Origin of the sequence: Thermomicrobium sp. CFH 73360, assembly GCF_023806465.1 — a bacterium.
GTDB lineage: Bacteria > Chloroflexota > Chloroflexia > Thermomicrobiales > Thermomicrobiaceae > Thermomicrobium.
The window spans coordinates 1-21,358 of the sequence record NZ_JAMSLS010000004.1; the positions used below are offsets into that span (position 1 = coordinate 1).

Consider the following 21,358-nt stretch of genomic DNA (forward strand, 5'->3'; position numbering starts at 1 on the left):
CGGCGCCGGCGTCGTCACCAAGATCGTGAAGTGAGCGTGCGGACTGGCACCGAAGGTAGGAGATGTGGTATCATGGCAAAGAAAGCGAAGGCCGACCGGATCATCGTGACATTGGAGTGTACGGTCTGCCGAGAACGCAATTACGTGACCCAGAAAAATCGCCGGAACGATCCGGGCCGGCTGGAGCTTCGGAAGTTTTGCCCGCGATGCCGCCGACACCAGGTGCATCGCGAGACGCGGTGAGTAAGGGCCGGCCGGGGCGACATAGGGTCGTAGCTCAAGTGGCAGAGCAGCGGTCTCCAAAACCGCAGGTTGGGGGTTCGAGTCCCTCCGGCCCTGCCGAGCCACCTGGTGAGTCTTCCGCCCCGGCCGGTGTTGCTGAGGGGTCGAGTCAGGCGGCTCGCCCCTTTTCCATGTTGGAATGGGTGCCAGGTGTGATGACAGGACGGGCGAGATGACGACGAAAGCGCAGATCCCCGCCCGGGCAGGTGGAAAAGCTAAGGCCCAGGAACGTGCAGCTAGGCCGAAGTCTGGCAGACTGGCTGCGCTGCGGCGCTTGGTCGCTGATCTCCGATCGGAGTGGCGAAAGATTACCTGGCCCGATCGTGAGACGACGAGGAAGCTCACGCTTCTGGTGATCGGGCTGGCGACGGTGCTCGGTCTTATCCTTGGGGCGGTGGACGCACTCTTCGTTCGACTCTGGCATCTTCTTGGAGGGTTGTAAAGAATATGCCGCGGACACTTCGCGAACGACTGGCACAGAAGCGCGGTGCAGCACAGGAACCGGAGGCGCAAGGCGAGTGGTATGTGCTCCATACCTACTCGGGGTATGAGAACAAAGTGCGTCAGAACCTGCTGCACCGTGTTGAGACGATGGACGTCGCCGACAAGGTCTTCGAGGTGGTAATTCCTACTCAGGAGGAGATCGAGATCCGCGGCGGTCAACGGCATACCGTGCAGCGGAAGGTTTTCCCGGGGTATGTCCTGGTACGGATGATTCTCGACGACGAGTCCTGGCACGTTGTGCGGAATACTCCCGGCGTGACAGGTTTCGTCGGGGTTGGGAATCGCCCAGTGCCGTTGGATCGTGCCGAGGCAGAGACGATCATCCGTGGTACCAAGGTTGAACAGCCGAAGGTTCGGATGACGTTGCTGCCGGGAGACGTGGTGCGCATCATTGATGGTCCCTTTACGGATTTCCGTGGGGTTGTCGATGAAGTCGACAACGAGAAGGGGAAGGTTCGCGTCCTGGTGTCCTTCTTTGGGCGTGAGACGCCGGTGACGTTGGACTTCCTGCAGGTCGAGCGCGAAACGTGAAACTGAGCCGCAGCTCGAGCGCTATGCCGGCTGCGGTTCATTGTGTTCTGGACGTGGGAGGGTCGAGAGCGGTGGCAAAGAAGGTTAAAGCGGTGGTGAAACTCCAATTGCCGGCAGGGAAGGCAACCCCAGCTCCGCCAGTCGGACCGGCTCTCGGTCAGCATGGTGTGCCGATCATGAATTTTGTAAAGGAGTATAACGAGAAGACGGCGCATCTCGCGGGGCAGATTATTCCGGTCGTGGTGACGATTTACGAAGATCGTTCGTTCACGTTCGTCCTCAAGACACCGCCGGCTGCTGACCTCTTGCGCCGCGCGGCTGGTATCGAGAAGGGCGCCTCTGATCCGAAGCGACAAAAGGTTGGGCGGGTGACGCGCGAGCAGATTCGCGAGATCGCGCAGTTAAAGATGCCGGATCTCAACGCGCGAGATCTGGAAGCTGCGATGCGGATGATCGAGGGAACCGCGCGCAGCATGGGAATTGAAGTTGTTGGCTGAGTGGGAACAGTGGGAGGAGCTGATGCTCCGATAGGACCACGGGGGTTAGCGAGTATGCCGAAGCACGGAAAGAAATATCTCGAGGCACTGAAGCTCATTGATGTCACGCGACGGTATCCGCCGAAAGAGGCGGTTGCGTTGGTGAAACAGGTCGCACACGCTGACTTTGACGAGAGCATTGATCTTCATATCAAGCTCAACATCGATCCGCGACAGGCTGATCAGAATGTGCGTGGGACGGTGACACTGCCGCACGGGACCGGGCGGACGCCGCGTGTTCTGGTCTTTGCAGTTGGTGAGGCAGCGCGGATTGCGGCTGAAGCGGGTGCCGACTATGTAGGAGTCGACGATTTAATCCGGCAGATCGAAGGGGGATGGCTGGAGTTCGACGCGGCCATCGCGATGGCGGATCAGATGGGGAAGGTCGGCCCCTTAGGGCGTATCCTTGGGCGTCGGGGTCTCATGCCCAACCCTCGAACGGGAACCGTGGTGCGGAATCCTGAGGACCTTCCGGTCGTGATTCGAGAAATTAAAGGAGGACGCGTCGAATTCCGGAATGATCGTACCGGCAATATCCATATCCAGATCGGTCGGAAGAGCTTCACCGATCAACAACTCCTGGAAAACCTGTTTGTTGCCGCGGATGCGGTAGCGCGGGCCCGGCCCCCAGCCGTGAAGGGACAGTTCATTCGTACAATGACGCTTGCTCCAACGATGGGACCGGGTATTCCGCTGGATGTCGCGACGACGCTTGAGGAGGCACGTGCGTTTGTGAAGTGATACACTGTGAGGCAGTGAACGCCGCGCCGATGACCGCTGGGGCGCGCAGCGCTTAAAAATCCAGCCGAGGCGCGGGGAGGACGTGAGACGGCGAATAGTGCGGCCGTTTGCGCCCCCTGCGCATGCGCAGGGGGCGTTGCTGTGAAGGGAGGTGCTCGTGCCGACACCAGAAAAGGCTCGTCAAATCGAAGAAATTGGCGACATTCTGCGCACGGCAAGTGTCGCGATTCTCACTGATTATCGCGGTCTCAATGTGGCGGAGCTCGCGGCATTTCGTCGTCGGCTACAAGAGCAACAGGCCAACCTCCGCGTGGTCAAGAACACCTTAACGCGCATTGCGGCGGAGCGAACCGGCAATCAGGTCATCACGCCGCTGTTGGAGGGACCGACGGCACTGGTGTATACCACGGCGGATCCGGTCACCGCAGCGAAGCTTGCGGTCGAATTCGCACGCCAGTCGCGTATTTTGACAATTAAAGGGGCCTTGCTGGGTGGCCAACTGCTCGCTGCAGCGGACGTCGAGGCGTTGGCGACCTTGCCGCCGCGAGAAGAGTTGCTCGCGAAGGTGGTTGGCGGACTGCAGGCTCCCTTGTACGGTCTGGTCTCGGTCCTTAGTGGGCCGATTCGAGGGCTCCTCTACGTCCTTCAGGCACGGGCGCGGCAACTGGAGGGCGAAGGAGCAGCGGAAGCCGCTTGAGAGCGTGTGCGGTATACGTGGGTATCGATAGGAGGAAGGATCATCATGGCAGTTGGACAGGAAAAGCTTGAGGAAATTATCCAAGCGATTGAGCAGATGACAGTTCTCGAGTTGTCGCAGCTCGTGAAGGCGCTTGAGGAACGCTTCGGCGTCACGGCTGCACCGGTTGCCGTGGCCGCGGCTCCCGCGGGTGCTGCCGCTCCGGTTGCAGCAGCACCGGCCGAGGAAGAGAAGACGGAATTCGACGTCATCCTGAGTGACGTGGGACCGAACAAGATCCAAGTCATCAAAGTTGTACGCGAGCTGACGCAGCTTGGCCTGAAAGAGGCAAAGGATCTGGTGGAGGCAGCGCCGAAGCCTGTGAAACAAGGTGTCTCGAAGCAGGAAGCGGAGTCGATTAAGGCGAAGCTCGAGGCGGTGGGAGCCAAGGTCGAAATCAAGTAGATCCAGCCTTGGTAGAGGGCGTCAGTGCGAAGGCTGGCGCCCTCTTTGGCATCTGTGCTATACTCCGAGCGAACTTCGGGGCGTGGCGCAGCCCGGTAGCGCACCGGTATGGGGTACCGGAGGTCGGAGGTTCAAATCCTCTCGCCCCGACTCTCGGGGCCGCACCTCGAGGTGCGGCCCTCTCGCTACGGGGTACGATGGCGGTGTCATCGTCGACGCCAATTCGCATTTTGATCGCTGATGACGAGCCGATCATTCGGCTCGATCTGCGGGAACTCCTCACTTCCCTCGGCTATGACGTGGTTGGGGAGGCGGCCGATGGACGCACGGCCGTCGAGTTAGCCCGCAAGCTGAAGCCTGACCTCGTCATTCTTGACATTAAGATGCCCGAAGTCGATGGCATTGACGCTGCGGAGGCGCTACATCGCGAGCGTTTGGCTCCGGTCGTATTACTCACGGCGTACAGCGAGCGCGAGCTGGTCGAGCGTGCCCGCCGCGCTGGCGTCGCTGGTTATCTTGTCAAGCCGTTTCGGGAAAGTGAAATTATGCCGGTTATCGAACTGGCGCTCGCTCGTTTCCATGAAGTCCAGCGCCTTGAACGCCAAGTTGTAGAGCTCCAGGAAGCGCTTGAGGCTCGCAAGCTTATCGAGCGTGCAAAAGGGATTCTCATGCAAGTGCATGGTCTTAGCGAGGCCGAAGCGTTCCAGCGGATGCGGCGACTCAGCATGGACAGCCGAAAGTCGATGAGAGAGATCGCCGAGGCTATCCTTCTCGCGCATCAACTCGAAAGCGCTGGGCGTACGAACGAGCCGCGTTCCTAGTTGCCTCAACATGACTAGCTTGTGTCTCATTTGGTGATGCCCGGTTGTTGATCGTCGTACGCTGGCAAGTAGAAACCTGATCCCACACGAGCCATCAGCCAATAACAAGAAAACTAGCAACTGCTCAAATCCTGGCACCGATGGGTAGTGGGTAGATGTGCCGGTGGTGTCTCGCGTGGGTTCGGTACCGGCGAGACTCGACCGTTCCGCCTTTTGGATTTGCGCATGGTCGCTCGGTACCACGACTCAGTGTCCTCGACAAGAGGCTGGGGTTTCTCAGCTGCCTAAAATCTTTGGCGACGTTGCTCAAATCGCAATCAATAGCCACTTTCTCTTGCCGGACTGTACCTTCCCTGCCGATGATACTAACGGAAGCGGTGCGCAGTGGTCTACTACCAGCTTGTGCCGCTGGCTTCCTTGGCTCGTGTGAGCGTGTCAGGGGCTGTTCAGCGCGCGAGGTCTCATTGGACAGAACGGACGTGGCAGATCACCCGCTCCGTGTGGTTTTGAAGAAGCGATGAATGGGCTTGCGCAGGCACAAGGTGCAGAAGTCGATCCTCGGCGCCTTGGGGGATGAGTCATCAGCAGACGACGCTCATTCACTATCCGTTGCTGTGCGATCAGGTTGCTTAAACCGTGCGGAACACGGCTCAGGGAGTTGGAGATGGTACCGGTGTGGCAGGGGTACGAACCGTCACTTGGACGATCTCCGGTGTAACGCGTTCATATTGCACACCTGAGGGAAGCGTCACACGGACCGGCAACTGATAGATGCCAACGTCAGCATTCACCAGGTCGACAAATACAAGGATGTCACCAGGCTTCAGCGGCTCGAGGACTGTACTGGAGCCACGGAGTTCCAGGTCAGCAGTTGTTGGTGACAATTCGACGATGGTGCCTGGGCGCACATTGACTGCAAGGATCGGAATTCCTTGGAGTGTCCGTGTCTCTTCGGCACGACGGACCTGAATTGAGACGTTGACCGTTTTGGGATCGACAGTCACTCCAGCGGGGAGCCGCGAAGTATCGATTGGGATATCCCAAAGGATGCGTGACTCGCTCCAGCCTGTTACATCGATCGGGGTTGTGGTCAGGTACGGAATCGCTGCTAAGGCCGATTCGGGTCCCTCAACGACAATCTCGTCCGAAGGGAAGACGGTTGGCGGCCCCGCAAGTTCGTATCCTGCAGCCAAGCGATCTGCACCAACGATTGTCGGGATCACGCGACGAACTTGACCACGCACCCGGAGTTCCACGATGACGGTTGCAGTGGATGGCTCGACGGTGATGTCTGGTACGGCAATCCCGTTTGCGTCCACCGGGACGAGTGTCACAGTGTCTCGGAAGCTTTCGGTCTGGCCGCTAATCTGCACCGGTGCCGTCACTCGCGCCACCGTATTGACGCGCTGTTCCGGACCGCGGATCGTCACGGTCTGAGGCTCGGAGCGGCTCGAGAGAATCTGGAGATTGGGAGGAAGTTCGCTGGGGAGAATAATCTCGACGGGGACTCCAGAACGTTCCGCACGCCGATCGACCTGGATAGTTACCTCTGGAGGAATAACTTCACGAAGGCGGAGGCGGCTTGGGAGCTGGACCCGAACGCGCCGGCTGTAAATCCCGGGTGCGTCGACGTCGTGGAGATCCACAGTAGCCTGAATTGTACCGCTTTCCAACGCCTGCACCTGACTCTGAGCGCCCTGGATACGGACGGTCACTGTGGGCACATCGCTGGTGACGACCAGCGTCTCAGGGAGATTCTGAGGAATGACGGGAATATTGGAGATAGTCCGCTGAATTTCTGGATCGTTCGTCACTTCGACCCAGGCCCACAGACCGAAAGCCAGGGCGAGCGCGATCACAAAACGTGCCACGTTTTCGCGTCGCAGCGCCGGTCGGAGGCTATCCCAGGCGCGACGCAGACGCTCGCGCATCCTCGCGAGTCGAGCCACTCCCTGTCTCCTTGGTCGTTACCTCGATGGGCTCTGTTCGGCTTGGGACAGCCGGCAAACGCCGAGGCCCGGATTGATCGACGTGGAGCAGTGCCCGCAACGCACGGCGCAGACGTTCCGCATCGAGGTTCCGGTAGAGACGGCCGTTCACGGCGAGCGAAATCTGGCTAGTCTCTTCAGAGACAATGATCGCGATGGCATCCGACTCTTCTGTGATGCCGACCCCAGCACGGTGTCGTGTACCGAGTTGGAGATCGGTGAGGTTCTCGCTTAGCGGTAACACACAACCAGCAGCGAGGATGCGGTTCCCCCGGATAATGACTGCTCCGTCGTGCAGCGGCGAGTTGGGAAAGAAGATGTTGACAAGCAGCTGTTGCGTCAGCGTCGCATCGAGGGGTATGCCCCGATCAGCGTAATCTTGCAATCCTGTCTCGCGTTCGATCACAATCAAGGCACCGTAGCGGAGACGGGCGAGCTGAACGACAGCGCGAGTGATCTCCTCGATCGTCTCCTCGGTTTGCGGTTCGTGGCCACTGAGGGGTGTGCGCAACCAGGCCCCGGTATGTCCAAGTCGTTCCAGTGCGCGGCGAAGCTCCGGCTGGAAGACAACCGGAATCGCCACGATGAGCGCGGGAAGTGCCTGGCTGAGCAACCAGTTGAGTCCCTGCAGCTGCAAGAGGTGAGCAGCACCGACCACGGCAACAACGAAAATCGCAAGTCCACGGACGAGCTGGGCAGCGCGCGTTCCTTGAATTACCCATAAGAGCCAATAGAAAATTAAAGCGACCGACAGTATATCGACCATTGCCCGCAGGTCGATGCGGGTGAAGATCCATGGTAGTTCTGTCATGATGCCCGCCCCTGCAGCTCGCCACACAAGCGTGCTAGGTAAATTCTAACATTCCGCGCGGTTATGCCACTGTCAGAGTTCGGAGGACATTGTGGGGAGGGAGACCATCAGTTTGTCTCGGACGGGGTCATCACTGAACGCTGCTTTCCAATGTGGCGACGCAAAGCGCGTAGATCGTTGAGTTGTGCTGTAGCGGCCTCGTCATTCGGGTCGAGCGCTGCCAGCTGTTCAGCCGCTACGAGTGCCTCGTCTAATCGACGCTGCTCGAGAGCGAGTCGGATAGCTGCCCACAACTGGGCACGCGCGCGCTCTCCCTGACCGGCACGGAGCAAGGCAGTGGCTGCCGCCAAACGACGATCTACACTCCCCGCGTCGCTCTCTGCAAGCAATTCGGCAATCAACGCGAGTCGAGGGCGGTCATCAGCCAGTTCAGCGACTGTGGCAGCCCGCTCAAGCAATTCTCGCTGAAGCGATCGGTCACCGGTTTGTGCCGCGCGAGTTGCGCTAGCGAGCAAGGTGTCGATCGTTTGGGCGAATCGACCCGCGCGTGTGTCAGCACTTATCACGAACTCAAGCGCCGCACGTTCGCGTGGATCAAGTTGTACGAGCGCACGCAGGGCGCGCAAGAGACCAACGCGATCATGGCGTTGGCGACACTGCCGCGCGGCCATACGAAGAAGCTCGATCGCTGCTTCCGTCGAGCCAGCGATGTCCAACCGGGAAGCGAGGCTGAGGAATTCCGAAAGCGCTGGCTGGAGGTCGACAAGCACTGCGAGGGCTCGCTGGGTCAACAGTGGATTGCCAACGCGGAGAGCATATTCGCAAAGTGTCAGCGGGCGTACTCCCGTTTCCAGCTTCTGAACGACACGAGCGAACTCTTGACCGGCTTGGATACCTTTTAAAAGCTCCTCCAGCATCACTATAAGTGCTGGTGAAAGCTCGGCCGGATCGAGCCATCGGACTGCCAGTGCCGCGGCGAGGCCGCGTTCAACCGGTGACTCGAATGTTGAGAGTGAAAGGAGGTCCCACGTACGATTTGGTGCTTCGCCGAGTAGACCGGAAAGAAGAAGTGAGAGAAGAAGCGCCCTTGGATGCCGGAATACATCGGATGCGGAAACAGCCTGTTCGAGGAATGAACGCAGTTCTCGGGCGGAGAATCCTCCTTTCCGAACGTGGTCGATTACCTGATTGATGATGGTCCAGCAGTGTGGCTCTGGGGCACGCAGGGCGAGCTGGAGAGCGATTGTCCATTGCCACGTTGTTTCGGGCTCGTGCGGCAGAGATTGTGCGGTCACCAGTCGAGTAAGGAGCGCAAGGTCGTGAGTTTCGAGCGCGTGTGCGATGCCGCTCCACCAAGCGTCCGTTTCGGAGGGATACTCAGCAAGCCAGCGGACAACGAGATCGTGGGATGTGGCCGAGTGACCCGATACACGCAACTTTTGGAGAATGAGTGGCAAGAAGGCTCGTCGCAATGGGGCCGGGCCGGCAAGGAGCTCCTTCCCCAGTTCATCGAGCGGCGGAGCCTGATCCGAAGCGATCAACCACGCAAGCAAAGACGATTCCGTTTTGCTCATCCACGATGGATCAGTTGCTATTCGGCGTTCGATCGTCCTCCAGAGTAGACGCGCGTCAGCGTTTCGTTCTGCAAGGATGCTGAACTCGACGAGCGTCACATAAAGTGCCGGAAAATCCCGCAGTGTCGCAACGGTTTCCAACAGTGCATCGAGAACAGTTCCGTGTGCACCGCGGATCCCCAAGCTGTGAATCTCGGCCAGGGCCGGAAAGAGAGAGCGATCGAGTTCCCAGTGGCGGAGTATTGCCGATTTCAGTGGTGTCGCCATCTATCCATCCGCATCGCTCTTGTTCTCGACCAAGGGTTGGAGTGCTCTCGTGCACGCATCCTTCACTGAATAAAGAACGACAACAATGCCCTTGCGATCGAGGCCCTTCATGGCGAGAGTTTGGATCGTCGCAGGCGGTAGTCACTCGCGCGGATGAAGACAGCGCGGCAGATTGCACGGTCGCACAGACGGGAACGGATGCGTTCATCCAAATCATCGAGATCGCGGTTCGTGGTGATGACAGTCGGCTTGCGCTGATTGTAACGGTAATTGATGATCTGGAAGAGTTTCTCTGTGGCCCAGGGTGTTGTGTGCTCCGTGCCGAGATCGTCGAGTACAAGCAACCCTGCACTACGCACCTGTTCGAAACGATTATCGTAACTCTCTGTCCGGTCAGGAGCAAACGTCGCACGAAGATGGTCGAGGAGGTCTGGTACCACTGTGAACAGCGGGAAGAGACGCTGATGACGCAAAACGTAGTTCGCAATTGCGGCTGCAAGGTGCGTCTTCCCGCATCCGTACCCTCCCATTAGTAGTAACCATCCGTCCGGATTGCGCGCGTAATCGAGGGCGAGGCGATAAGCATCACCAACTCCGGGGACGGTTGGGTCAAAGGTCTCAAAGGTCCAATCCACAAGTTGCTCGAGGCCGCTCAACTCGAGGTATTGCCGCAACAGCTTTGCCTCACGTTCCCGAATCTTGCATTCACACGGAATAATGCGACCAAAATTGGGATGCCCCACCGGTACGTCGAGGCGAAGGTATCCTGCTCCCTTGCAAACGGGGCAAACGTCTCCCCTTCCCTGACCGAGCGCGGATCGAAGAGGTGTGTCATTCGGGGTTGCTGAAGAGCGGTGCATACTTTCCCCGGAGATATTTGTCTGGATCGAGTCGGCGAGCGCGTTGATCTCGCGGATGGGCTTCATGGTCCCGTCCTTCGGTCGCCCAACGCTCGAGGATCCGTTGGATGTATCGCCAATTCCGGCGCCCGTAGTGTACCGCTTCGACGATCGCAGCCTCAACCCAGCCCATGGGATACCGCTCGAGCGCCTCGGCCAACTGCTCGGCAATGAGTGGCGTCAGGGGGCCAATATTCTGCTCGTACAACGCGAAGATATTGGGGCGTTCGAGCGTGACCCGCTGCACCTGGCGCTGTGAGGCGGGAAAGAGCCCCATCGGATCACGCTGAGCCAGCGCGATCGTCTCCGGGGTCGCAAGGGCAACCCACTCAGTCATCGAACCAGAAGGCGCGGAGCTGCGAAGGCGAACAAGAAAGCCTCGCGCCACTGCAACATTGATTGCATGCGTAATCTCGTGCTCCGGATCCCGGTCTGTCCCGGCTGGACGCAGGCCATGTCGAAGTGCGGAATCGGCATACAACGCGGCGATTGGAACCGCCGTTGCGCCCTGCTGGCTGGCGAGCCGGGCGACGGTGAGCACAACTTTCACGGCGGGAAGGTCCCGTGCGTGGCTCACGAGCCTCTCAGCGAGATCGATGGGAAGACAGTACGGCAGGGCAGGTGCGCGTTCGCTCTCCATGCTGCTCCCTCGTTCAGGCACCTGGCTCGCGGTAGAGTTCAAGATCAGCGAAACGGGCTGTACGCTCGAAGAAGCGAAGATGAACTGTATCGGTTGGGCCGTTACGGTGCTTGGCGACGATGATTTCGGCAATACCGCGACGATCGGTGTCGGGATTGTAGATCTCGTCGCGATAAATGAAGATCACAACGTCCGCGTCTTGCTCGAGGCTCCCGCTTTCGCGAAGGTCACTGAGGAGTGGTCGGTGGTCAGTCCGTGTCTCCACCGCTCGAGAGAGCTGGGACAGAGCGAGAACTGGAACATTGAGCTCCCGAGCCAAGGCCTTGAGGCCACGCGAGATTTCCGAGATCTCCTGTACGCGATTCTCGGCGCGACGCGCATGCATCAGCTGTAAGTAGTCCACAATAACCAGGTCGAGGCCATGCTCGGCCATCAAGCGCCGTGCCTTGCTACGTAACTCCATGACACTGATACCTGGGGTGTCGTCGATGAAGATCTTTGCCTCGGCCAGCCGACCGAACGCGCGCGAGATAGCATCCCACTCCTGCTCATCGATGTAACCGAGGCGCAACCGGTGGGTATCCAAACCGGTTTCCATCGCGAGCAGCCGCTGGACCAGCTGCTCAGCCGACATCTCGAGACTGAAGATGGCGACGACCTTGCCGGCTTTGACCGCAGCATGGTGAGCGATACTAAGCTGGAAGGAGGTTTTGCCGACCGAAGGGCGAGCAGCCAGAATGATCAAATCGGATCGTTGGAGTCCTCCTGTGAGCTTGTCAAGGTCTGCAAACCCAGTCGGAACACCAATCACCTCGCCGCGGTGTTGCTGGATATAATCGAGTTTCTCGAAGAACTGCTCGAGAACCTGACCGACTGAAACGAAGTCGCGACTCGCCCGACGCTGTGAGACGTCGAAGATGAGGCGCTCGGCACGCTCGATTGCCTCCTCCGCATCGATCCGCTCGTCGAACCCGAGTCGGACAATCTCAGTACCAGCACCAATAAGGCGACGAAGCGTCGCGGTCCGTTCGACGATGCGGGCGTAGTACTCCACATGGACGGCACTTGGCACGACGCTTAAGAGCTCGGTGAGGTACGCAACCCCGCCCACATCGTCGAGTCGTCCATTGCGCTCGAGTTCGTCGACAACGGTCACGAAGTCGGCTGGTATGCGCCGATTGTAGAGATCGAGAATCGCTTGATAGAGAACACTATGGCTACCCCGATAAAAGTCGTCTGCCCGGAGAAACGATGCGACGCGGATAATCGCGTCGCGGTCAATTAATAAGCTTCCAAGCACGGCTTGCTCGGCCTCGATGTTGTGTGGCGGTAACCGTTCGATCGCCTCGGCAGCCGTGCTCGTCATCTTCCCCTCCGATTAGGCGGTAGTTTCGCCAGACCCCTCCGGGACGACCTCGACGATCACGGTTGGGCGCAGTCGCCCAACGAGGTGGACCGGAACGCGGTGCTCGCCCAGAGAGCGAATTGGTTCTTCGAGTTCCACCGCTCGACGGTCGATTTCTTGGCCCACAAGCTGGCTCAGCCGCTCGGCGATATCACGGCCGGTGATCGACCCGTAGAGGCGTCCACTCTCACCAACACGGGCTGGAATGACAACACGGAGCCCCTCCAGCCGCTGAGCGAGGTCCCGGAGTGCTTGTTCGGCCCGCTCCATCTTGCGCCGTTGCGCGGCAAGACGTGCTTCAGCAATCGCCAGGCGGTCGGGTGTCGCTGGCTCTGCCAGCCGCTGAGGGATCAGGTNCCGTGCGAACCCCTCCGAGACGACTTGAATCGTTCCTGCTTTCCCGAGATTGGGAACGTCGCGGAGCAGAATGACCTTCATCGCTTCTCCCCTGTGTCTCGATTCCAATCACGTGGGTGTCCGTACACCCAGTGTATCACGTCGTCGTCAACTATACCGAGCGGCGCACGGTCATCGCAATTTTGACGCACCGGCACAGGTACTGCCTCAGTACCGAACTGTGCTTTTCTGAACGCGAAGGGCGGCTCCATGCGAGGGGTTGCGGCGAGGGTGATTGTCGGTGCAGGAAAAGGGCGTTCTGGTACAGAGAGTGTATGCAGACCGGCAATTGTCTCAACGGCGTGGATCAGCTCCCTCATCGGTCGGAACGGCGAGCGTCGCTCCTACCGGTGCTGGTGTGCAATGGTGGAGTTACCGTCGAGATTTCGTTTTTTCACCTTCTTTTTCCTACAACAGCGCGCGTGGCGAGTGAGAACCGGGACAGAGGGGCACGATCAACTCAGACAAGCAGTGTGTAGGCAGATCGGCTGACCGCGGTTTGGAATCCGATGAGTTGACAGGTGTAGGAGGGACTGGTAGGATGGGCGACCACAGGTTACAAAGGGCGGTGCGGCGGCGTTCGGAAAGGAGGAGAGTCATCGCGAGCACGATGCTTCGACTCACTGAGCACGCCCAGCGGCGGTGTGCTGAACGTGCGATTCGCCGTGAATACCTGGAATTTGCCGTGACACACGGGCGCTTCTATCAAGGCCCGGGCTGCTTCGTAGTATTTTTTCGGTAGACACGAGGTCGCTAGGTATCGCCGTTTAGGAAGTTGGGTCGAGCATCTTCATGGACTCGTGATTGTCCTGGACCGCGATGGAACTCGGGTCCTCACCTCGTTCAAGAACCGGCGAGGACCGCGACGCGCCGGACGAAAGCGAGACTCGCTGCTCGACGAGGCTGCCTGATTCGATCGCCTTGAGGATGGGAAGCTGCACCGCCCTTTACCCTGTGCGTCTTTCTTCGCCGGACAATAGCCGTCGCACGACCTCGTACAGAGCGATCGAGCCTGCGACTGCTGCATTGAGCGAAGTGATACGTCCGAACATCGGAATGACGACTTGGACATCTGCCCGACGGACGAGAATCGGCGAAAGCCCACGTCCTTCTGAACCGACCAAGAGCACGAGCGGCGTTGGAAGGGGTGCGACAAAGAGTGACTGCGCGGCTGCACCGGGCTCCAGGGCGATGATCCAGTAGCCTCGTTCGCGGAGTTCATCGACGGTGCGAGCCAGATTCGTGACCAGGGCAATTTGAAGGTGCTCAACGGCGCCCGCAGAGGCGTTGACAACTGCAGGTGTTATACCCGCTGCTCGCCGTTCCGGCAGTACTACGCCGCGCACTCCAACAGCCTCTGCAGTTCGGAGCAGTGTTGCGACGTTCTGTGGGTCCTCTAAATGATCGAGCACAAGCACGATACTCTCTGGGGAGGGATCAGCGAGGGCATTGAGGTCGACATATGGATAAGGGCTCGTCTCGAGGACAACACCTTGGTGATTGACGGAACCGACCATCCGATCTAATTGGTCACGTGGGACAATGCTGACCGGAAGTCTGCTTTCGCGTGCGGCTTGAATGATCGCTGCCACACGGGCATGTTCTTCAATCCCTGCAGCCGCATAGAGGCGTCGATGACGGCGCCGACCGCGCAGTGCTTCGCTGACAGCATTGCGTCCGTAGAGATACTCGCTGATTCGACCACGCTGCAGCGACCTCATGCCCACCGCCAGGTGGTACCGGATGGCGTATCCTCGACGATGACACCGAGGTCACCCAATCGTCCGCGAATGAGGTCAGCTAACTCCCAGTTCCGTTCGGCACGGAGACGTGCACGAACTTCGAGGAGGAGTTCAATGAACGGTTCAGCGGCGCGTTGCTCCGTTCCTCCCTCATCGAAGCGAAAGCCGAGAACCGTTGTCAGTTCAAGCAACGTGGCCTGTGCATACCGAAGAGCAGCGGCTGGCTCCCCCGCGGCCCGCGCACGATTAATCGCTCGAGCGAGCTCGAAGAGGCGTGCTAAGGCTACCGGGGTATTGAAGTCATCATCCATCGCCTCGCGGAAGCTGTGGCGGGTGCTGTCGGCGAGTGCTGCCAGGTCGTGTTCGGGCCGAGGAGGAACGGTATCGATCTCTGCGCCGCGTACGGCTTGACGGAGACGATCAAAACCGCGCGACGCAGCCGCAAAAGCTTCCTCCGTGAAGGTGAGAGGACTTCGGTAGTGCGAACTCAGTACGAGGAGGCGGAAAGGTCCAGCTCCGTTGCGTTCCAGCAGCTCGCGGATCGTGATGAGATTGCCAATCGATTTGCTCATTTTCTCCCCACCGAGCTGCAGAAGACCGTTGTGCAGCCAGTAACGGACAAACGGCTTTTTGCCGATGAAAGCCTCGGACTGTGCAATCTCGTTCTCGTGGTGGGGGAAGATCAGGTCGGCTCCACCGCCGTGGATATCAATTTGCTCTCCGAGGTGCCGATAGATCATTGCGCTGCACTCGATATGCCAACCAGGACGGCCGGGCCCCCAGGGGCTGTCCCAAGCTGGTTCCCCGGGTTTCGCAGCCTTCCAGAGGGCGAAGTCCATCGGGTGCTCCTTGCGGGGGTCAATCTCGACCCGTGCACCGGCCAGCATCTCGTCGAGCGTGCGATGCGAGAGCTTGCCGTATTCTGGGAAGGATACGACGCGATAGTACACGTCACCGTCGATGACGTAGGCATGGCCTTTCGCGATCAATCCGCGAACCATCTCGATGATCGTGGGGATTTCCTGCGTGGCACGAGGGTAGATCGTGGCGGGTTTAATGTTCAGCGCGGCGGTTTCGTCGAGCCACGCATCGATGAGCTGTTCGGCGAGTTCGTTGGGAGGAATACCAAGCGTAGCAGCACGCTGAATGATTTTGTCATCAACATCGGTGAAATTCATCGCGAAGGTGACTCGGTACCCCAAGTATTCCAGGTAACGGCGGATCATATCGAAAACGATAGCTGACATAGCATGCCCGATGTGGGCATCCGAGTAGACGGTGGGACCGCAGACATACATCCGAACGTGGCCTGGTTCGAGAGTTTCGAAGGGCTCCTTTTCGCGAGTGAGCGTATTTGTCACACGCAATCCCATCAAGGCTGTCCTCTCTCGCGTCCACCCGCTCTCTTCAGCTCATTCGAGGATACCCGAAGAGGCCGAAAGGAGAAAAAACGCGGGCGATTGGAACGTCGCCCGCGTCCCACAGTGATCTCGCTCAGTCGTTCTTCGATGCGGACGAGGTCGTTTCAGACTTGGTCTCGCTCTTCCCGTTTGAGGAATTATTGCGCTTGTAATCAGTGATGTAGAAACCGGAACCCTTGAAGATGATTCCGGCCGGATAGAGTAATCGCCGAACTAAATTCCCACATTCTGGACAAGACGCCACTGGTTCATCGGAGAAACGTTGCTTTATTTCAAATCGGTGGCCACAACTCGTGCACTCATACTCGTAGATCGGCATCGACCACCCCTCCTGTGCGAACCGTCGTCAATTATCCGGGCGGAATTGTAGTCGATCTTCTGAGGTTGAGCAAGTTCTAGTGGGAGAGTTTTACACGGATCGGCTCAAGGTCGGCCCAGTTTGGTCCGGCCTTCGCTTCCACCTCGAGCGGAACCGTCAAAGCGACGACACTACTCATCAAGGATGTGACGAGTTCAGCTACCGAAGTCAACTCCGATTCGGGAACTTCCAAAACGAGTTCGTCGTGTACTTGGAGGAGCATGCGGGCGCGGAAGTGGCGCTCGGCAAGCGCTCGGTGGACACGGATCATTGCCAACTTCATGATATCGGCAGCAGTGCCCTGCAACGGCATATTGACAGCCATCCGCTCGGCTGCCTGACGGCGAGCGGGGTTGGAGGAATTGATCTCAGGAATGTAGCGGCGACGGCCGAAGAGCGTTTCAACGTAGCCCATTTCTGCCGCACGTCGCTTGGTCTCCTCAAGGTATCGTGCGACACCAGGAAAGCGGCGAAAGTAGGCATCGATGAACCGTTGGGCTTCTTGCCTACTCATGCCGGTATCGCGGGCGAGTCCATACGCCTGCATACCGTACATAATTCCGAAGTTGACCACCTTCGCGATGCGGCGCATCTCTGGCGTGACTGCATCGAGGGGGACACCGAAGACTTCAGATGCCGTGGCAGCGTGAATGTCCTTCCCTTCAGCGAAAGCGCGAAGAAGCGCAGGATCTTGGCTGAAATGGGCCATCAGCCGCAGCTCAATCTGCGAGTAATCAGCAGAGAGAAGGAGAATCGGCTCGTCGGCAATGCGGTAACCCGGACGATTGTCGGCAACAAACGCGCGGCGGACCGCAAGACCCAGTTCGCCACGGACAGGTATGTTCTGAAGGTTCGGGTCGGAGGAACTCAGTCGCCCGGTTGCTGCGACTGTTTGATGAAAAATGGTGTGTACGCGTCCAGTTTCAGGATGCACTTGGCGTGGTAGCGCATCGACGTATGTGGACTTGAGTTTCAAGAGTTGGCGATACTCAAGGATTGCGTCGACGATCGGGTGGGCGTCGCGGAGGTTCTCCAAGACCTCCTGTGAAACGGAGTAGCCGGTCTTGGTCCGTTTCCCACGGGGAAGGCGAAGTTCCTCGAAGAGGATTTCGCTCAACTGTTGAGGCGAGTTGATATTAAAAGGATGACCAGCAAGGTTGTAAATGCGGCGTTCGAGCGTCCGGAGCTGACTATCCAGCTCAGTCGAAAGGCGCTGCAAATAGGAGACGTCGATTGCAATACCCGCACGCTCCATGTCAATGAGCACGTCAATGAGGGGAAGCTCAATATCACGAAAGAGGCGCATCTGGTTCTGTGCTTCGAGTTGCGGACGCAGGACATCGACCAGCCGATAGGTCGCCTCGACATCAGCGCAAGCATACGCAGTGACACGGGCGATCTCGGCACGGTCCATTGTGAGCTGCTTCTTCCCGCGTCCAATAAGTTCAGTGATGGCTTCCATCTCCCAACCGAGCTTGGTGAAGGCGAGTTCTTTGAGTCCCACTGCGTTCTCGCCGAGTAGGTACGCAGCGATCATCGTGTCAAAATCGATGCGTGGCCGGGGAAAGCCCGCTCGTTCCAGAACAAGGGCATCGTACTTGCCGTTGTGCGTGTACCGTTGCACGCGTTCTGTCTGGAAAAAGTGGGCGAGAGCGCGCGCGACTGCATCTCGTCGGAGTTGCACATCCCCGGTGGTATGGCCCAGCGGAATGTAGTAGCTCCGAACTGGACTCGTTGCAATGGCGAGGCCCACGAGCTCGGCATACATTGGGTGCAAGGCAGTCGTCTCGACATCAAGTGCGAATGCGGGGGATTGTTCGAGTTCGCGAACGAGTTCCTCGAGCTCCTCCTCAGTGAGAATGGCGCGTCGCTGCGACGGAATCGGTTTGCTCAAAGTAACCGGTTTCCGCGGTTGGGGTAGGCGCGGCACAAGGCTGCGGAACTCCAACTCGCGAAAGAGGGCGAGCACCTCGTCACGGTCGAAATACCCGAACTGTGCCCGGTCAAGATCAAGTTCGACCTCCGCGTCTCGCACAATGCTGGCGAGCTGTCGGCTGGTCAACACGGTCTCTCGTGCCGTACGCAAGGCCTCGCGAATTCGGGGCGGATCGATCTCATCCAGCCGCTCTAACATCGCTTCAAGCGAGGGGAACTGTTGGATGAGCCGTGTCGCCGTTTTCTCGCCAATTCCTGGAACTCCGGGAATATTGTCAGAAGGATCCCCGACGAGAGCTTTGAATTCCGGCAAGCGTTCCGGCGGGAAGCCGTAGCGGTCGAGCACGGCTTGACGATCGTAGACGCGATACTCGCCGAAGCGTTGACGACCTGGGAGGATGACCCGCACGTGGTCATCGACGAGCTGAAGCAGATCGGTGTCACCGGTGACTACCAAAACTTCAAGCTCACGCTCGATCGCTTGCTTTGCCAACGTTCCGATGAGATCATCCGCCTCGTATCCCTCACGGACAACGATCGGAATCCGGAACGCAGCGAGGAGTTGGCGGATTCGCTCGAGCTGATGGCGGAGGTCATCGGGGGTTTCCGGTCGATGGGCCTTGTATTGCTCGTATAGCTCATGTCGAAAACTTTTCCCACTGTCGAAACAGACAATGACGTAGTCTGGTTCGAAATCGTTCAAAACTTCGAGCAGCATGCTGGTAAAACCGAAAACAACGGCAGTCGGCTCACCACTGCTCGTGGCTAAGGTCGGAGGGAGGGCATGATAGGCACGATAAGCAAGACCATGACCGTCGACCAAAACAAGACGCGGGCGAGTGGATCGGCTCGGCATAGCGTCCTCTCCTTATTGCGGCGATTATAGAACGGTAAGGTCGCGTTGTCTCAGAGAACTCTCAGGGAGGCTGGGTAGTCTCAAGGGTGGGGGTTGGCACATGGTCCAGCTGACAGTTGCTATAATACGCGTGCTTCCGTGGGCTGGCGGAGTGGGGCGCACGACATTTCGATGCACGGACAGTGGTTCCTACCGCTTCACAACCATCAGAGGCCTGACCGGACGTTAGGACGGGACAATCATGACGACGGTGCAAATGGTACAGATGTTTGCGGAGCGAATCGCGGAGAATGTCGAACGCGTGATCGTTGGGAAGAGCCGTGAAGTTCGGATGGTACTCGTCGCTCTGCTCTGCCGGGGCCACGTGCTGATTGAGGACGTCCCCGGGGTGGGCAAAACGGTACTCGCGAAGGCGATCGCGCGGAGTATCGGCTCAACATTCAAACGGATTCAGTTCACGCCAGATCTCCTGCCATCGGATATCACAGGTGTGAATGTGTTCAACCAACAGACGGGACGCTTTGAATATCGCCCAGGGCCGGTCGTCGCGCACATCGTCTTGGCTGATGAGATCAACCGTGCCACGCCGAAGACTCAGTCGGCCTTGCTCGAGGCGATGGAAGAAGGACAGGTGACGGTGGATGGGGCGACCCATCCGTTACCGGATCCCTTCGTCGTGTTGGCGACGGAGAATCCGATCGAGTATGAGGGCACTTTCCCCCTTCCCGAAGCGCAACTGGACCGCTTTTTGATTCGGATCTCCTTGGGATATCCAAGCCGACGTGGAGAAATCGAAATGTTGAGTCGCCAGCACTACGAGCACCCACTCGAGCGACTTGGGCAGGTTGCAACCCTCGACGAGCTGCGCGCTGCGCAGGAGCAGATTCGACACGTGTACGTGGACGATCTACTCAAGGAGTACATTGTCTCGCTTGTCGAGGCGACGCGGCGACACGAGGACGTCTACCTTGGGGCTGGTCCGCGAGGGTCACTCGCACTCTACAACGCCTCCCGCGCCTGGGCAGCAATGCAGGGGCGCGACTATGTTATCCCTGACGATGTGAAGGAACTCGCTGAACCAACGCTTGCGCACCGCATCATTGTGAATCCAGCTGCCCGGATGCGGAACGTCGATGCCCGAGCGATCGTCCGTGAGGTGCTTGGTGTTGTGCCGGTTCCCGGCGCACGGCCGCTCGGCGGGGCTAGTGCTGAATCGACGACGCGCCGACGCTTACCGTTCGGTGGATCATGATGGGTTGGATACGAGTCGCAGTACTCGCCGGTGTCATTGTCTTCCTGTCACAACTGAATCGGTGGGTTGTATTCGATAAGCTCTTCTTTGTTCTCCTCGGCCTGCTCGTCCTCGCCTTCGCCTGGAGTCGGGCAGCGCTTTCTGGTCTGGTTGTCACCCGGCGGACAGCGAGCGACCGCGCGCATGTGGGAGACCTCCTGATCGAGCAGGTTGAACTCGAGAACCGAAGCAGGTTCAACAAGTTGTGGGTTGAAGTCATCGATTATTCGGATCTCCCCGGGCATTGTTTAAGTCGCGTCGTCAGTCTTCCCGGACATACAGTGATTCGCTGGCGGGCCAAGACCTGGTGCACCCGTCGGGGGCGGTTCCGTCTCGGACCGATGGTTCTTCGTGCCAGCGACCCGTTCGGTCTCTTTGAGCGGCGCCTCGTGATACCGGCAACACACGAACTTGTGGTGTACCCTGCCCTAGTTGATTTGACGACTGTGCGTCTGCCCGCGGGTGAATTGCCGGGCGGTAATGCACTGCAGAAGCGAACTCCAAATGTCACACCAAACGTTGCGGGTGTCCGTCAATACCAACCGGGTGACAGCTTCAATCGGATTGCGTGGAGCGTGTCGGCACGCACCGGACAGCTGATGGTCAAAGAGTTTGAACTCGATCCGAGTACAGATGTGTGGTTGGTGCTTGATGGAGAAGGCCGACATCATGTCCGTGGTGGTGAGCGCTTGGCGGACACTGCAGCAGCAAGCAAGCCAGAGGTCTTCCTAGACTCGACGGAAGAGTACGCGGTGACGATCACTGCCTCGCTTGCACGCTATTTTCTCGATCAAAATCGCGCAGTTGGACTGATCGCGCAGGGAGCGACCCCGGTCGTGCTGCCCGCAGATCGTGGTGCACGACATCTCCTGAAGATTCTGGAATTTCTTGCCGTTTTCCGAGCTGATGGAACGACGTCGTTACAAGCGGTTCTTCTTGGTGAACAGGCACGATTTGGTCGCCAGAGTGCGCTTATTGTGGTCACGCCATCAACCGATGAAGCGTGGGTGCGGGCGCTTGCGGAGCTCATGGCTCGTTCGATTCGCAGCCTTGCGGTTGTTGTGGAGCCGAGTACGTTCGGCGGTGAGGCCAGTTCCTTGATCGTGGTGAGTGAACTGACAGCGCTCGGCGTCCCCTTCGTACTTGTCAAGAATGGGGATGATCTTCGTCGTGTTTTGGCGATGCCCACAGGCCTGATGGCGCCGAGTCGCTAGGAGCG

Annotated in this window: 21 protein-coding genes and 2 tRNA genes; 12 read left to right on the forward strand and 11 right to left on the reverse strand. The window is 58.7% G+C overall.

Annotation, left to right across the window (positions count from 1 at the left end; all coding sequences use genetic code 11):
• The first annotated feature begins 72 nt into the window (after positions 1-72).
• The 10 genes from rpmG to NET03_RS08640 all read left to right on the forward strand — a co-directional run bounded on the left by rpmG (position 73) and on the right by NET03_RS08640 (position 4,556).
• Entirely contained in the window at positions 73-243 is a 171-nt protein-coding gene (gene rpmG, locus NET03_RS08595; protein WP_252128513.1) for a 50S ribosomal protein L33, read from the forward strand.
• A gap of 23 nt (positions 244-266) precedes the next feature.
• Positions 267-339: transfer RNA gene (locus tag NET03_RS08600), tRNA-Trp, on the forward strand.
• Positions 340-454: 115 nt separating this feature from the next.
• A complete protein-coding gene (secE, locus tag NET03_RS08605) occupies positions 455-724 on the forward strand; it encodes a preprotein translocase subunit SecE (RefSeq protein ID WP_252128514.1) in 270 nt (89 codons plus the stop codon).
• A 5-nt stretch (positions 725-729) separates the two neighbouring features.
• Positions 730-1,317, forward strand: a complete 588-nt coding sequence (nusG, locus tag NET03_RS08610; protein WP_252128515.1) for a transcription termination/antitermination protein NusG — start codon at positions 730-732, stop codon at positions 1,315-1,317.
• Between the two features lie 71 nt (positions 1,318-1,388).
• A complete protein-coding gene (rplK, locus tag NET03_RS08615; RefSeq protein ID WP_252128516.1) occupies positions 1,389-1,814 on the forward strand; it encodes a 50S ribosomal protein L11 in 426 nt (141 codons plus the stop codon).
• Positions 1,815-1,868: 54 nt separating this feature from the next.
• Complete coding sequence (gene rplA / locus NET03_RS08620) at positions 1,869-2,594, forward strand: 50S ribosomal protein L1 (protein WP_252128517.1); 726 nt, start codon at positions 1,869-1,871, stop codon at positions 2,592-2,594.
• A gap of 157 nt (positions 2,595-2,751) precedes the next feature.
• Complete coding sequence (gene rplJ, locus NET03_RS08625) at positions 2,752-3,291, forward strand: 50S ribosomal protein L10 (RefSeq protein WP_252128518.1); 540 nt, start codon at positions 2,752-2,754, stop codon at positions 3,289-3,291.
• Between the two features lie 45 nt (positions 3,292-3,336).
• A complete protein-coding gene (gene rplL / locus NET03_RS08630; protein WP_252128519.1) occupies positions 3,337-3,735 on the forward strand; it encodes a 50S ribosomal protein L7/L12 in 399 nt (132 codons plus the stop codon).
• Positions 3,736-3,811: 76 nt separating this feature from the next.
• A tRNA-Pro gene (locus tag NET03_RS08635) sits at positions 3,812-3,885 on the forward strand.
• A gap of 47 nt (positions 3,886-3,932) precedes the next feature.
• Entirely contained in the window at positions 3,933-4,556 is a 624-nt protein-coding gene (locus NET03_RS08640) for an ANTAR domain-containing response regulator (RefSeq protein ID WP_252128520.1), read from the forward strand.
• Positions 4,557-5,206: 650 nt separating this feature from the next.
• Here the strand turns inward: NET03_RS08640 and NET03_RS08645 are convergent.
• The 11 genes from NET03_RS08645 to polA form a co-directional block, all read right to left on the reverse strand.
• Positions 5,207-6,505 (reverse strand): CdaR family protein, encoded by a 1,299-nt coding sequence (locus NET03_RS08645; protein WP_252128521.1) that lies wholly within the window; start codon positions 6,503-6,505, stop codon positions 5,207-5,209.
• Complete coding sequence (gene cdaA / locus NET03_RS08650) at positions 6,456-7,355, reverse strand: diadenylate cyclase CdaA (protein WP_252128522.1); 900 nt, start codon at positions 7,353-7,355, stop codon at positions 6,456-6,458. Before cdaA ends, NET03_RS08645 begins: the two co-directional genes overlap by 50 nt.
• Before the next feature lie 107 nt (positions 7,356-7,462).
• Positions 7,463-9,196, reverse strand: coding sequence for a hypothetical protein (locus NET03_RS08655; RefSeq protein WP_252128523.1), 1,734 nt, complete (start codon positions 9,194-9,196; stop codon positions 7,463-7,465).
• Between the two features lie 107 nt (positions 9,197-9,303).
• Positions 9,304-9,939, reverse strand: coding sequence for an ATP-binding protein (locus NET03_RS08660; protein ID WP_252128524.1), 636 nt, complete (start codon positions 9,937-9,939; stop codon positions 9,304-9,306).
• A gap of 88 nt (positions 9,940-10,027) precedes the next feature.
• Complete coding sequence (locus NET03_RS08665; protein ID WP_252128525.1) at positions 10,028-10,735, reverse strand: DnaD domain-containing protein; 708 nt, start codon at positions 10,733-10,735, stop codon at positions 10,028-10,030.
• A 13-nt stretch (positions 10,736-10,748) separates the two neighbouring features.
• Positions 10,749-12,101, reverse strand: a complete 1,353-nt coding sequence (dnaB, locus tag NET03_RS08670; RefSeq protein WP_252128526.1) for a replicative DNA helicase — start codon at positions 12,099-12,101, stop codon at positions 10,749-10,751.
• A gap of 12 nt (positions 12,102-12,113) precedes the next feature.
• On the reverse strand, positions 12,114-12,578 hold the full coding sequence (gene rplI, locus NET03_RS08675; protein WP_252128527.1) for a 50S ribosomal protein L9: 465 nt from the start codon (positions 12,576-12,578) through the stop codon (positions 12,114-12,116).
• 905 nt (positions 12,579-13,483) lie between these two features.
• A complete protein-coding gene (gene rlmB / locus NET03_RS08680) occupies positions 13,484-14,257 on the reverse strand; it encodes a 23S rRNA (guanosine(2251)-2'-O)-methyltransferase RlmB (protein WP_252128528.1) in 774 nt (257 codons plus the stop codon).
• On the reverse strand, positions 14,254-15,651 hold the full coding sequence (cysS, locus tag NET03_RS08685; RefSeq protein ID WP_252128529.1) for a cysteine--tRNA ligase: 1,398 nt from the start codon (positions 15,649-15,651) through the stop codon (positions 14,254-14,256). The genes rlmB and cysS overlap by 4 nt, the downstream gene beginning before the upstream one ends.
• Before the next feature lie 121 nt (positions 15,652-15,772).
• Positions 15,773-16,018, reverse strand: coding sequence for an FmdB family zinc ribbon protein (locus NET03_RS08690; protein ID WP_252128530.1), 246 nt, complete (start codon positions 16,016-16,018; stop codon positions 15,773-15,775).
• 76 nt (positions 16,019-16,094) lie between these two features.
• A complete protein-coding gene (gene polA / locus NET03_RS08695; RefSeq protein WP_252128531.1) occupies positions 16,095-18,848 on the reverse strand; it encodes a DNA polymerase I in 2,754 nt (917 codons plus the stop codon).
• A gap of 241 nt (positions 18,849-19,089) precedes the next feature.
• On the opposite strand from polA, the gene NET03_RS08700 reads away from it, so the two are divergent.
• Both NET03_RS08700 and NET03_RS08705 read left to right on the forward strand, forming a co-directional pair.
• Positions 19,090-20,100 (forward strand): AAA family ATPase, encoded by a 1,011-nt coding sequence (locus tag NET03_RS08700; protein WP_252128532.1) that lies wholly within the window; start codon positions 19,090-19,092, stop codon positions 20,098-20,100.
• Positions 20,100-21,353, forward strand: a complete 1,254-nt coding sequence (locus NET03_RS08705; protein ID WP_252128533.1) for a DUF58 domain-containing protein — start codon at positions 20,100-20,102, stop codon at positions 21,351-21,353. Before NET03_RS08700 ends, NET03_RS08705 begins: the two co-directional genes overlap by 1 nt.
• Positions 21,354-21,358 lie beyond the last annotated feature (5 nt).